The organism is Fuscovulum ytuae, assembly GCF_029953595.1.
In the GTDB taxonomy this organism is placed as follows: Bacteria; Pseudomonadota; Alphaproteobacteria; order Rhodobacterales; family Rhodobacteraceae; genus Paragemmobacter; species Paragemmobacter ytuae.
The window spans coordinates 3,578,668-3,592,733 of sequence record NZ_CP124535.1 but is presented as its reverse complement, the minus strand read 5'-3'; the positions used below and the strand labels follow the sequence as shown (position 1 = coordinate 3,592,733).

Sequence of the window (14,066 nt, the reverse complement as noted above, 5' to 3'; positions counted from 1 at the left end):
GCATGGCGAACCGCCCTTCCCGTTATTCCTCGCGCATAGCGCGGTTCATTTGGTCGAGGACGGGTTGCATGAGGTATGAGAGGACGACGCGTTCTTGAGTTGGGATATAGACTTCGACGGGCATTCCTGGGACGAGGCCTCTGGAACCGAGGTCATCGAGGTTTCCGGTCGCTTTGGCGCGTGCTTTGTAATAGTTGAGGCCTGTTTGGGGGTCGATGACGGCTGCGGCGGCGATGGTTTCGACGATGCCGTCGATTTCGGGCGTGATGCGCTGGTTGAAGGTTGGGAAGCGCAGGCGTGCTTTTTGGCCGGGTTCGATGGCGTCGATATCTGTGGTTGAGATGCGGAATTCGATGATGAGGTCGGTTTCGCTGGGCACGACGGTGACGAGTGTCTTGCCGGGCGGGATGACCTCGCCGAGGGTTGAGACATTGACCTCATTGACGGTGCCTGTGGCGGGGGCGCGCAGGACGGCGCGGTCCTTTTTCTCGCGGGCGGCGGTCAGTTGCTGGCGCAGGTCGGTGATCTGGGGTTCGAGGCTGCGCAACTCGCGATGGGCATCGGCCTTTGCGGTGGCCATGAGGCGGTCGCGTTCGAGGGTGATCTCGGTCTGGCGGGTTTCGTTGCGGGCGAGGTTGGCGTTGATCTCGCCCATTTCGCCGCGCATGCGGGTGAGGTCGCGCAGGATCTCGTCGAGGCGGCTTTTTTCGACGGAGCCTGCCTTTTGCAGCTTGTCGAAGCGGGCATAGGTTGCCTCGACAAGGGCCAGTTCCTCGGCCACCGATTGGCGGCGCGCGGTCTGGCCTTCGGTGTCAAAGCGCAGTTGATCGGCCTGCAGATCAAGGGCGGTCAGCTGGACCTCGCGGTTGAGGCGGTTTTCCTCCATCAGGCGGCGCTCGCCCTCAAGGATGCGGACGGCCTCGGGATTGGCGGCGTCAAAGCTCGTGGGCAGCACCATCTCGCTGCCGTCGCGTTCGGCGGCAAGGCGGGCGGCGCGGGCCTCGGCCTCCATCAATTGGGATGAGAGCATGCCGATGCGGGTTTCCAGCTCGAAGGTGTCGAGGATGAGGACGGGCTGGCCTGCCGTGACCTCGTCCCCGGCGGCGACGAGGATCTGGTTCAGCGTGCCGCCATCGACATGCTGCACGCTTTGGACATCGCTCTTCACAAGGACGGAGCCCGAGCCGATCACGGCGGCATCCAGACGCGCGGTCGCGGCCCAGAAGCCGATGCCCCCGACGAGGAAGGCGGTCAGCGTTGCAGCGGCGATCAGGCGGCCGCGCAACGAGAAGGCGGCGGTCGGATCGGGCGGATAGGGCAGGTTGGAGGCCATCGACATCATCTTCGTCACTCGGTGCTTGGCGGGGGCCTGCAGGCAGGTCCCCGAGGAGGGGGGGGAGGAGGAGGGTTCGGGGTCCGTCAGGCCCGCGCGGGGCCTGACAGATGGGCCGCCATCACAAGAGGCCCGTCACGCTATCGGTCGCCAAAAGCGGGTCGGGCTGGAGGCCCGTGTCATTGCTCATGTCGCCTGCCATGCCATTGGCGGTCAGGAAGGCGGTGGTCACCGGGCCTTCGGCAAGGCTTGCCTCGGGCATCGTGCTGTTGCCCGGGGTATCGAGGCTGGGGAAGTATTCCTCGATGAAGGCGGCCTTCGACTCCGGGTTGGAGACGAGGTCATAGGTGCGCTCTTCGCGGGCCAGATAGGCGGTGTCGAGATCGGGCCGCGTCTCGCCGCCGCGCAGCTTGTAAAGCTCGTGCTGGCTGACCCAATCGCCGATGGCGAGGTTCGAGATGTCGCGCACCGTGGTGGCATGGAAGGGCCGCACCACAGAGGCCAGCTGGGCAAAGAGGTCCTGGAAGCTGATGCCCACGATGCCCGTGGCATCGTCCTCGCCCGTGCCCGTGCCATTCCCGCCGGGGCCATTCCCGCCAGGGCCATTGCCGCCCGTGCCCGTGCCAGCGGTATTGCCGGGCGCGCCGCCCCCCGTGCTGCCCCCCGTGCCGCCCCCCGCACCACCGCCGGGGGCACCGGGGATCAGCGGCAGGCTGCCGCTGGTGCCAAACATCGAGGGCAGCGCCGCCGTGGCGATCTCGGGCCGGTCGGCCAGATAGAGGTCGGGCATGTCCATCGTCGGGTCGGCATCGGGGAAGAAGCGCGACAGATCCAGCTGTCCGGGCCCGCGGCCGATGCGGCCCATATCGCCATCCTCACCGGGCAGCGAGCCGGTGATCAGCGGCTGACCCTCGTCCAGCTCCGCAAATTCCACCGGCGGCGCAGCCTCCTCCATCCCCGGATGGCGTGGGGCCGACACCTGTTCGGCAGCCTGACGGTCGACGGGCTGGTCGGTCGGGTCGCTGGGCTGGGCGGTGCCGCCAAAGGCCGTCTTCACATAGGCCGCAAGCGTCAAGGTCAGCGCCGCGAACATCGCCGCAAAGGGGGCTTCCTTCCGTTCGGCCAAGGTGAAGAGGGCGCGCCCCTTCGGCTTGTTCGCCTCGGCCGATTTGCGGTGCTTGGTCTTGATTTCCATCTCCGCCTCCTTCCTTTGTCCGTTCCTGCTGTCTGTTCTGGCTGGGCGTGTTGCGCCCCATCCGTCACTCGGGGCCGCGGCCCCACCTCAGCCTGCCGCCTCAGTTCGCATTCGCCGCAGCCTGCAACTCGCGCTCGGCCGGGCCGAGGTTGATCTGATCGCTGCCCGCCACCGTGGTGGGCGCCACCACCTTGCCGTCGCGGTTGCCCAAAACCTCTTCCTTCGTGCCAAAGGCCGCCAGACGACCGGCATGCACCGCCGCCACCATATCCACCGCCGCCAGCACGCTCGGACGATGCGCCACGATCACCGCGATGCCGCCACGCGCCCGGATCGCCTTGATCGTATCGTTCAGCGCCCGCTCCCCCACCGCATCAAGCGAGGCATTGGGTTCATCCAGCAGCACCACGAACGGGTCCTGATAAAGCGCGCGCGCAAGTCCGATCCGCTGGCGCTGCCCGGCGGAAAGCGCGGTCCCCAGCGCCCCCACCTCGGTGTCATAGCCCTCGGGCAGGCCCGCGATCATCTTGTGCACATTCGCCGCCACCGCCGCCTTGTAGACCGCATCCGTGTCCTTGTTCGTGTCAAAGCGGCTGATGTTCTCGCGCACCGTCCCGTTGAAGAGACCCACTTCCTGCGGCAAAAAGCCGATGATCTCGCCCATCCGCGACGGGTCCCATTGCGCAAGGTCCACGTCATCATAGCGGATCGACCCGCGCAGCACCGGCCAGACACCCGCAAGCGCCCGCAACAGCGTCGACTTGCCCCCGCCCGACGGGCCCACGATCGCCAGCGCCTGACCCGCCTGCAATTCAAAGCTCACCTCCGACAACAGCACCCGGCCATTCGCAGGCGAGGCCACCGTCAGGTTCTCAACCCGCAAGGATTGCGTCGGCGAGGGCAGCATCACCGGCGTCTTCTCCGCCGACAGCGCCACCAACGTGTCGCGCAGTTGCGTCCAAGCGTGCCGCGCCGACACAATCCCCTTCCAGTTCGCAATCACCTGATCGATCGGCGCCAGCGCCCGACCCGAGGCCACCGACACCGCGATGATCGCCCCCGCCGACAGCTCGCCCTGGATCGTGAAGAACGCCCCAAGACCCAAGAGCCCCGATTGCAAGAGCATCCGCAGCACTCGCGACATCGCCCCCATCGTCCCGGTGATGTCCGAGGCCCGCGTCTGAAGGTCCAGATGCTGACGGTTGGCCGCCGCAAAGCGTTCCACCGCACGCCCCGTCGCCCCCATCGCGATCAGGCTTTCCGAGTTGCGCGTGTTGGATTCCGAGATCGTATTGCGCACCACCAGCGCACGCTGCGCCGATTTGGCCAAATCCCGCGACTTGAACTCTGCCAGCATCGTCAAAAGCGCCAGCACAACCGCGCCACCCAGCGTCACTGCCCCCAGAACAGGGTGCAGCAGATACACAAACACCAAAAACACAGGCACAAAGGGCAGATCAAAAATCGCAGCAGGCGCCTGCGAGCCCAAAAAGTTCCGCAGCGTGTCCACCGTCCGGCCCCGCTCCAGCGCCTCCGTCGTCGAAAACCCATAGCGCGGCATGTCAATCGCAACCTTGTGCGACAAAGGCGCAAGACGCTGGTCCAGACGCGCCCCAATCCGCACCAAAACCTGGCTCCGGATCGTGTCAAAACCGCCCTGAACCATGTACAAGGCCAAAGCCAAAATCGACAAAAACGCCAGCGTCTGTACCGAGCCAGACGTCAACGCCCGGTCATATACCTGCAACATGTAAAACGAACCCGTCAGCGCCAAAACGCTGATCAAACCAGAAATCCCAAACAACGCCCAACCATACCGCGCCAAGTCCGCGTTCAACAACGAACGCGCCTTCCGCAAAGCCAAAGGATCTGCACTCGACATCGGATGCGCCATAATTGCCTCTCAGGAAAAACAGGGAAACGGGCCCCGCGCGACGCATGCCGCGCGGGGGCGCTTTGGGATCAGAAGCTGAACGCTCCGCTCAGATCATGCGCGCCATGCAGCGTGATCGAGAAGTCGGCATCATCATCATCATCTGTGAACCCGTCGATAATCGTGTCGACACCATCCACCGTCGCAACCTCCCGGATCACCAGGCTGCCTGCCGCCGTCGTGCCCTGATCGGCCAGCGTGAAGGCCTGGTTGCCGTTCATGCCCACCATCGCGTCGATCCCCGACAGGTCGATCTTGTCGCCCGGACGGAAGTCCGTGATCACGTCGCCATCCGCCGTGCCGGCCGAGACGAAGACGAAGACATCATCGCCATCCCCGCCCGTCAGAACGTTGATCGACAAGGACGCCTTGATCACGTCATTGCCCATCCCGCCGGTGGCATTCTCGATCCCCACAAGGTGATCGGTCACACCACCCACTCGAACCGTGCCGATCGGGGTATAGGCCCCCAGATCAACCACCGCGCCGCCCGTCAGCGCCGACAGGTCAATCGTGTCGCTGCCTGCGCCACCGAAGATCATGTCTGCCCCGTCATCAGCTTGCGCAACGAAGAGGTCATCCCCTTCGCCGCCCAGAAGCACGTCACGACCCGCGCCGCCTTCGATCACGTCACCACCGCTGCCGCCGACCGCAACATCATTGCCGCCATTGCCAAGGATGATATCCGACCCGCCCTTGCCAAGAAGGGCATCGCCCTCTTCGCCACCGACGATCACGTCATCGCCCGCATCGCCCATCTGGACTGATGCGCTGTCACCCGGCATCAGCACCAATCCGTCATGCGACGGCGCATCTTCCGCCTCCGACGACCCGCCACCATTGCCAAGATCCGCGCCGCCATCCGTCGCGCCATTGCCGCCCTCGCCCGTTCCGGTCTGGCAGACGAGTTCAGGCAGCGCATCCATCAACCCAGTAAAGGTGACCGAACGCTGGCCATCCGACATCGTCACCGTGCCATCACCATTGTCGGACGCCTCGAAGGCCGCCGGATCAGACCCGGCGGGCAGTTCAACAACATCCTGGGCCCGCAACGCGCCGACGACATGATCGTTGCCACCCGCCGTACGGAAAACAATGCGGTGTGCCGAGCTGAGCTGGCTGATATCCACAGTATCATCGCCCGCGCTGCCATTCACGGTGATCGTGTTGAAGAACAGGCTGGTCCCGGTGAAATCGCCGACGATGGCGACCGTGTCGTTATCCGCCCCGCCGAAACCGCCGCCATTGGTGTTGACGATGATCTCTTCGATGTCGCGCAATTCGGCGATCTTGCTGCCATTGCGCAGGATGACGATCTCGGTCCCCGGCGTGACGGCCCCGGCATAAGAGGCAACTGCGACGATCTCAAAGCTTTCGGCACTGTTGTTACCGTTCACCTCGAAAGTGTCCCCCGCAGTTCCTTCGGTGCCGCCATCGATGACATCAAAGCCATCCGTGCTGTTGCTAAAGTTCGACGCAGACCAGCGGATTAGGTCATCGCCACCGCCAGCCAGAATGACGTCATTCCCACGCCCGCCGACGATCGTTTCCGCTCCATCGCCACCGACAAGGATTTCGGCTCCACTTCCGCCCGTCAAATCGCCGGTCGCATCTCGGTTGATCGTCACACGCGCTGAATCGGTCGTAAGACCATCGCTCACCGTGTAATCGAAAGATCCGGATCTGGTCGTTTGGGTATAGGTGATCGAAACGCTTTGCCCGGCATGGGATACCGTTGCACGGTCGTCGTTTCCGACGCTGGTGATGGCTAGGGGCTGCGGCCCATCGACATCGCTGTCGTTCAGCATCAGCACCCAATCCGGGACCGCGAAAGTCCCGTTCACGCGAGTGATAATCGCGTCACCCGCCGCTTGCGGCGCATCGTTCACCGCAGTGACCGCCACGGTGGTCACCGCAGGAGCCGACTCTGCAAACCCGTCGCTGACAACCGTCTCGATAATCCGGTCCGTCACATCCGGCGTGTCAGACGAATTCGCGAACCGCACCGACTGGATGGCCGCCTCATAGGCCGCAAGGCTAGCGCCGCCGGACAGAAGCAGCGTGATTACACCGGCGGTCGCTGTATCTAGCACCCCGGTGATCCCGGCAGGCAACGGCCCGAAACGCAGCGTATCGCCCGCCTTGGCATTGGTCAGCGTGACACGCCCCGATTGCAGCGTAACACCATCATCGGTGATGCTCGGCAGGTCGGCGATGCCAATGGGGTTGTCCCCTTCCGTGAAGGAAACGGCGATATCCTGCGTCGGCACCGCCGCCGGACCCGTCATATCCAGCGCGACGTCGTCAATGCGGATATATTCGCTTCTATCGTTCAGCCCCACCTTCTCGAACCGAAGCGCGGCATTGGCGCCGAATGGTCCAGTCAAAGCCACTTCATGCACACCACTGGCATCGGCGCGGTCAATCAGATCCACTTCGGTGAAATTGACACCATCATTGGCGAACCAAACGCGCACCGCATCATCGGCCTCAAGGCTACCGCTGCCAGACTTCGACACGGTGAAGCGCAACGTCGCGCCATCCGCGAAATCAGTCCCGGCCACACCACGGGTGATCGTGGCCCCGGTTGTCACGTTTCTGTTGTCGTTGGACGATCCGAACTGCAACGCTCGGCTGCTGACCTGAATTCCACCATTTCCACTTGACCCGCTGCCGTCATTGGCCTCGGACCATGCCCCGGCCCATGCATCAGCCCCGGTAGATCCGTTATAGCCGTTCGAGAAAGTGTCAGCGAAGTTCAGCGCATCAAAGCCATGCAGTTGAAGGACCGGCGCGTTACCAAGCAGCGAAAGCTCTTGATCTGCAAAAACCAGCCGTTCCACGCCCACCAGAAGGTCGGCGCCGTCAGCCTCGGCTGCGCCGATTCCCGTAACCTTCCAAACGGCACCCAAGGCGGGGTCGCCCGCACCAAGCGTGACGCGCTCAATCACGTAATCCGCACGATTGCCGGTGTAGACCGCGGCGTCATTGCCGCCCGACGCGCCACCGTCATTGCCCAGCACGTAATCCTTGAACATCCGCGACGACAGCATTTCCGTGAAATGCTTGGCGAAATCGGTTGTACCCAGATCGGCCCGCGCAAGCAGCCCGTTATCTTGAAGGATGCCGGTGTTGCGATGGGTCGCGCCGCTGATGTCATCGACCATGGTGTAGGTGCCGGAATAGGTGCCGATCAGCTGATCCAGACGCACCGCGTCCCCGATCAGAAGGTCGAACCCAGCGCCACCCTGCAGTAGGTCATCGCCGCTGCCGCCGATCAGCCAGTTATCATTGGCATCCCCGATGACTTGATCGCCCTTCTGCGAACCGATCACGCCTTCCATCTGGAACCAAGCCGGGAAGGGTGTGGTCTTATCGATCGCCGCCTGAGGATTGTTCTGGGTGTTCATATCCGCCACGATGGCGGGTGAGCCCGACAGATAATCACTGAAATCGATAAGGTCGAAGCCGGTGTCGATGATGCCGTCGCCACCGATCACTTCATCGGGGCCAAAACCCGCAAGGGCCTGCGACGGGTTGCCGGGACGGATGATATCATCCCCCATACCGCCCTGCAGGAAGTCCTGATCGTCGCCACCGACCAGAACGTCATCGCCATTGTCGCCATAAAGCAGGTCGCCCGACTGCCCCCCGTCGATATAGTCGCAACCATCGCCGCCATGGGTGAAAGCATCAGTGTCGCCCTCGCCATAGATAACGTCATCGCCACCGCCGCCGGAAATCTTGTCGATCCCCTGACCGGCATAAATCACGTCGTCACCTTGTCCGCCGATCAGCTGGTTCAACCCTGCCGCCGCCGTACCAGAGGACCCGCCGACCAACACGTCGTCGCCGTCGCCGCCATCGATCAAGTCGCCCATATCGCCACCGATCAGCGTATCATTGCCCGCCCCACCGTGCAGGCGGTCGATGCCGTTCCCGCCGATGATCAGGTCGTCGCCCTCTTCGCCATAAGCGGTATCGTCCCCTGCCTCCAGGTAGAGCACGTCATTCCCGGCAGAGCCGACCATCACCTCATGCGACCCGGCACCTGTCACCGGCAGCCCTTCGATGTTGGTTTGTCCCGGATCATGCTCGGCCCGCTGGTCGAGGATATATTTCCCCGCCAGGGCAGGGGCTTGAGAATAAGTGACAGTCCGCCCGTCGATCGAGATGTTCTCGCGGCTATAGGCCATGATCTGTGGCGCGATGTAATCCAGCACCGCACCATTCGACGCCTCGGCCCCGCCCCGCGACAGGATACCTGCATCGGGATTGGCGGCCAGAGTCGCCCCGTAAGCATGGTTCGGGATGTCGTCTTGAACACCCGTCACCACGCTGTCCGCGTCGCGGCCGAAATCGTAGTATTGATCGGCGTAGGCAAAGATGTTGCCGTTCAGGTGCTGGGTCCCGGTGTTCCGCTCCACGATATCTTTGAACTGCTCGCCCGCGATCTCATCCCCGAAATTCTGGTTCACGAGGCGATAGAGGTAATAGAGTCGGTCGCCATCCTTCAATCGAACGATCTGATCAACGAAGAGGATGTTGAAAGTCTCGCCCAACAGGCCGCCGGTGACATGCACCTCAGCAAGACCGCCGATCCAGGCGTCGATGAAGTCGACTGCTGCAGCGGCATCGACCAGTTCGGAGATCGCCGTATCCGCCGCCGTGAAAGCGTTGTTCATGAAGGCGATGGCATTGCCGATAGTCCACCCCATCGGGCCGCTACCCGAAGCGATGGTCCCGTTGGCCAGGTCAACGAGTTCTTGCGCCTTGGCCATGTCGCCGCCAAAGGCATAGGCCGCGATGAAAGCCGGCAGCGATTCCTTGTGGCCCATGCCTTCGGCAAAGCTCGCCCAGCTGTCATAGGCTTGCACACCCAGCGCCGTCCGCATCGCGTTCAGCGTCGGAATACCAACGTCCCGCCCCCGGGCGATGTTGATCGCCGCCAGATCCAGCGGCATGCCAAGCAGCCCTTGGTTCAGGGCTGGCGTCATGAACTCGTCCACATCACCTGCTTGCTGGTGCGTCATGCCAAGGGCGATGGCCCCCGGCCCCACCTCGGCATAGGCTTCGGGGTTCAAGAAGGCCAGTTGCAGGGCATAGCTTACGATCTTGCCGGTGATCGATCCGCTTGGGTCGATGGTGTCCACCGTTTCACGCAGGGTGGAATGGCCGAAGCGATAGGCCACCTGCCCAAATTCCAGAGAAATGGACGCGTTCACCCCGGAATTGTAGCCCACATATTCGGGAATATCCGGCGTGATGGTCGGCGCGAACTGGTCAGCAGCCGTGTGCTGATACTCCATCTCGACGATCAGCTTGGTGCCGAGGAAAACCTTGTCCTGATCCCATGCGATGCTGCCATCCGCATAGACGAAGTTGCCAGCAGCATCCGTCTCACCTGTGTCGATCTGAAACCCGTGCAGCGTGGCATGCGACAGGTCGCCATCCGCAGCCAGTGCCGCATCCTGCTTGGCCAACGCCCGCAGCAGGTTTTCCACCTGATAATTATGTTCGGAATGGAAGACGTGGTGAACGGCGGTCAGGCCAAAATTCTCGTTCACTCGCCCATCGCCTGCAACGTAATGGGCCGACACGCTGTCGAACAAAAGTTGCGACGCCAAGGCACCCATCGGATCGGCATTCGATTGCATCGGCTGGAAGCTTGCAAAATTGATCAGTGCCGACAGGTCCATCGTGGAATAGCTGCCATCCGCACCGGGCAGAATCGCATGCCCATCCGGATCATCGGCGGAGGTAACCACCATCGACCGACCATCTACTGCCAGCTTCACAAAAGTCGCGGCAAGCGCCTCTTGGACCGCAACACTGAAATGCGCGGTGTCGAATTTCGGGTTCATGTCCAGCAAGAGCGGATGCCCAGTGTTCCCGGCAATCACATGGCCCGAAGCATCGCGGCTGCGCAGGTTGGTCACATCCTCCCAAGTAAGGGCATCGCGGCCCGTGGCGATTAGATGTTCGTTCAACTCTGCCAGCGTGGGCAGCGTCGCATGGGTGACATTGCCCCAGCCATCTGTCCAAGCATCAGCAAGGCTATGCCCGTCTAGCAGGTTCATACCGGGCACCCACTCCCCCGTCAGAGGATCGATCACCCACTCCCGGAGGATATTCGCGATCTCTTCGGTCGACCCGTAGGTCTGGTTCTGGTCGATATAGGGCGAGGTATGGTTCACATAGGTCGGATCACCATTCGCATCCGTGCCTTCGATAACCGCGCGTGAAACGGTGATCTTGGTGTTGCCCGGATCGGCAGGCCCATTGGTGCCCGGCGCACGATACAGCGGATCGTCAACCGAAAGCGGAATGATCACCTTCCCATAGGCCGAGGATTTGTCGATGAAATCCAGCCCGTGGTCAAAGAACTGGCCAAACAGCGCGAACCAGCCATTGGTCGGTGCCACGCCGGGGTTCTGCGAAGCGACGAAGACCTCGCCATTCCCGGGGTTCTGGAAATCGATCTGCCCGATTTCCCCCACAAGCCCGCGGTCCACAACAATGGCCGCGCCGTCGATCTGATGCGCGGTGTCGATAAGGAAATCTGCATTGGCCGGATCGGCATTCCAACCATCGATCGTCGCCGCATAGGCGCTGTCGGTCTGATAGCGCTCAGCCGACCAATAGACGATCTGCCCATTCGCATCCTGCAACAGGACGACACCACCCGTGGTAATGGTGCGGCTGATGATACGCGGCGTCGCATCTGTGACCGTCGTTCCGGGCGTATAATCGACGCCGGAGACGTAGTTCCAGAAATCCGCCGGAACGAGACGGATGAACGTCGCTCCCGAAACACCCCATTCCTGCGTGGGTTCGCCCGCGTTCAGGTTGTTGTGAAAACCGGCCTGCTCCCGCAGACCCACCAAGGTGGTGGACGTCGGAAAGGAATGACCCAGCACATCGACGACATTCGCCGATGTGAGGGTCACCCCGTCATATGCATAGCTGCCAGCCCCTGCCGGATCCCAGATCGCGACCCCGGCTGCATTGTAAACCGCGCCGGTCCCATCCCAATTGATGATCGCATCGCCATTCGCGTCAAACAGTGGAATGAAATCCAGCTGCGCGAGGATGAATTCAAGGTCGGTCTGGTTCAAGACAAAGGGTTTCAGGCTCATGGCAGCGCTCCTGTGGAAGGTGTTCATTTCCCGGAGAGCTGTCTGGAAGGGGCAGTCAGACCGGGCCTCATGCCCCGGTTTGACGCCCCCATGCATTACGCCACCATTGCCATAAGATTACGATGCTGACATCTTTGATACATTCGAAGGTCCGAAAATCCATCTGAAACGCCATATTTTACAACGCGTTACCGATGCGCTCAGAGTTGCCGTTTTTTTGCCGCATTTTCTGACAGCCTGTCATGACATCAAATGCCGCCTAGTGCGATTGATCTCTGTTTGACCAACAATCCGAAACGATTGTCCCCGGACCCGCGCACAACGCAACCATGGGTTTAGGGGCACAAAGAATCACTCGCAAACCGCCTCATGAAACTTCTGCTTGTCGAAGATGACCAAGACGTCGCCCGCAACACGCGCGCAGGCCTTGCCGCCGCTGGGTTCGAAGTGACGTGGGTCACCTCCGGCGTTGCGGCATTTGACAGTCTGTATGCCGGCCATTTCGATGTGATGGTGCTGGATGTCATGATCCCCGGGCTGTCGGGCTGGCAGGTCCTTAGCCTGATGCGGGAAGAAGGGATCACCGTCCCGGTCCTGATGTTGACCGCGCTCGATTCGCTGGAAAACCGGGTGCGCGGTCTGAACAACGGGGCAGATGATTATGTGGTCAAGCCGTTCGCCATCACCGAACTCGTAGCCCGGCTGCACGCGATCTTGCGGCGCGGCGCGGTCATTTCCGAAGAGGCGCTCACCCATCGTGACCTGATGGTCGATGTGCGCCGCCATCTGGCAAAACGCGCGGGCACTGTCTTGGACCTCACACAAAAGGAACTGCGGCTTTTGTCCCTCTTTCTCGAACATAAAGGGCAGGTCCTTAGCCGCAGCTATATCCTTGAAAGGGTGTGGGATATGAACTTTAACAGCGACGGCAATGTCGTCGATGTCTGCGTCCGTCGCCTGAGATCGAAGGTGGACGACCCCTACACTGACAAGCTCATCCATACCATCCGGGGTCGCGGCTATGTCCTCCGCTGAAGCCACGCGCCCCGGCCTTCTGCACTCGCTCTCCGCGCGTTTCACGTTTCTCGCCTTTGTCTTTGCCACTGGTCTTGCCGTCATTCTGGTGGCCGTCCTCGCCCTTGGCACATGGCGCACGCTTGTCTGGCAGGAGGAGCAGGTCCTCCTCCAGCGCAGCGAGGCGCTCTATTCGTGGTTGGGCACGAACCCGATTGACGAAGACAACCTCTTTCATGAAATCGTCGAGAATGTCTTCGAACCACGCGAAATCCTCATGCGGGTCGAAGACCCGGCTCTAAGCGCGCCTATGGAAACCCCCGGCTATTCCGAAGCGCTGTCTGACCTTCTGCTGGAACCGGCCCCCACCTCCCCGGTCGAGGCCGGGGTATCCTTCGCGGTCGGTCCCCAAGGTGGCCTCTATCTTTCGCTTCTCACCGCGCGCTTTGTGGGCGATGGAGAGGCTGCACGGCTGGTTATCGTGCGCGGGGCGTCGAACCTGTCGCTGGATGAAAAGGCCTTTGCCGGCTACCTTTTTTTCGCAGGTTTGCTGACGACCGGGCTGATTTTCGGGGCGGGTCTTTTGCAACTCATGATTAGCCGCTGGCTGCTTCGACCCGTTCAGCGCATCACGCAGGAAACGGCCTTGGTCGCACCCGGCACGATCGATCGGCGGATCGCGCCGCAAGGTCTGCCCAGCGAACTTGCCGTCCTTGCCAGCGCGCATAACACGATGCTGGACCGCCTAGAGAAAGCCTATCATGGTCTTTCCACCTATGCCGACAACGCCGCTCATGAATTGCGCGGTCCGGTCGGGCGCCTCATGGCGCAGACCGAACGACTCCTTGATCGGACCGACTTGCCGCCAGACTTGCAAGACCCCATTGATACGCTGCACGAAACCGCGACCAGCTTACGAGACGTGCTCAATGTTGTCCTCTTTCTGGCCCGCGCGGATCAGGGTGTAATGACTGCGCTTCGGCAAAACGTCGATGCAATACAATCGCTTACCGATCTGCGCGACCTTTACGAACCGGCCTGCGAAGAGGCGGGACTGACCCTCTCCCTCGACCTGCCGGATCACCTTACTTGGCCACTTGATCCCCGGCTGTTTCAGCAGGCGATGTCGAACATCCTTGAAAATGCCATCCGCCATACCCCATCAGGGGGCCGGATCACTGTTCAGGCACGGTCCGCCTCTGGCATGCTCGACATCCGCGTCACAGATACCGGATCGGGCATTCCACCCGAACACTTGCCATTTGTCTTCGACCGTTTCTATCGCGTCGATGCTGTGCGCAATCCGGGTACGGGTACCGGTCTTGGGCTTGCCATCGTCCGCTCAATCCTACGGCTGCATGCGGGACGCGTCGATATCGCAAGTGCGCCGGGCCAAGGCACCACAGTCGAGATGTTCTTCGGCCCAGCGCCCAGCGCAAGCGGCCCGTGACG

General features: G+C 62.0%; 6 protein-coding genes. 2 read left to right on the top strand and 4 right to left on the bottom strand.

Going from position 1 to position 14,066, the window contains the following annotated elements; genetic code table 11:
• Positions 1–22: 22 nt before the first annotated feature.
• The 4 genes from QF092_RS17275 to QF092_RS17260 form a co-directional block, all read right to left on the bottom strand.
• Positions 23–1,342 (bottom strand): HlyD family type I secretion periplasmic adaptor subunit, encoded by a 1,320-nt coding sequence (locus QF092_RS17275; RefSeq protein WP_281470082.1) that lies wholly within the window; start codon positions 1,340–1,342, stop codon positions 23–25.
• A 112-nt stretch (positions 1,343–1,454) separates the two neighbouring features.
• Positions 1,455–2,528: a hypothetical protein gene (locus QF092_RS17270; protein ID WP_281465874.1), complete on the bottom strand. Its 1,074-nt coding sequence runs from the start codon at positions 2,526–2,528 to the stop codon at positions 1,455–1,457.
• Between the two features lie 100 nt (positions 2,529–2,628).
• Positions 2,629–4,410 (bottom strand): type I secretion system permease/ATPase, encoded by a 1,782-nt coding sequence (locus tag QF092_RS17265; protein WP_420026479.1) that lies wholly within the window; start codon positions 4,408–4,410, stop codon positions 2,629–2,631.
• 80 nt (positions 4,411–4,490) lie between these two features.
• Positions 4,491–11,600, bottom strand: a complete 7,110-nt coding sequence (locus tag QF092_RS17260) for a peroxidase family protein (protein WP_281465870.1) — start codon at positions 11,598–11,600, stop codon at positions 4,491–4,493.
• Between the two features lie 369 nt (positions 11,601–11,969).
• On the opposite strand from QF092_RS17260, the gene QF092_RS17255 reads away from it, so the two are divergent.
• Together QF092_RS17255 and QF092_RS17250 are read left to right on the top strand one after the other, a co-directional pair.
• Positions 11,970–12,635, top strand: a complete 666-nt coding sequence (locus QF092_RS17255; RefSeq protein ID WP_281465868.1) for a response regulator — start codon at positions 11,970–11,972, stop codon at positions 12,633–12,635.
• The gene (locus tag QF092_RS17250) at positions 12,622–14,064 is read left to right on the top strand and encodes an ATP-binding protein (RefSeq protein ID WP_281465866.1); all 1,443 of its coding nucleotides are present in this window, start codon (positions 12,622–12,624) and stop codon (positions 14,062–14,064) included. The genes QF092_RS17255 and QF092_RS17250 overlap by 14 nt, the downstream gene beginning before the upstream one ends.
• Positions 14,065–14,066 lie beyond the last annotated feature (2 nt).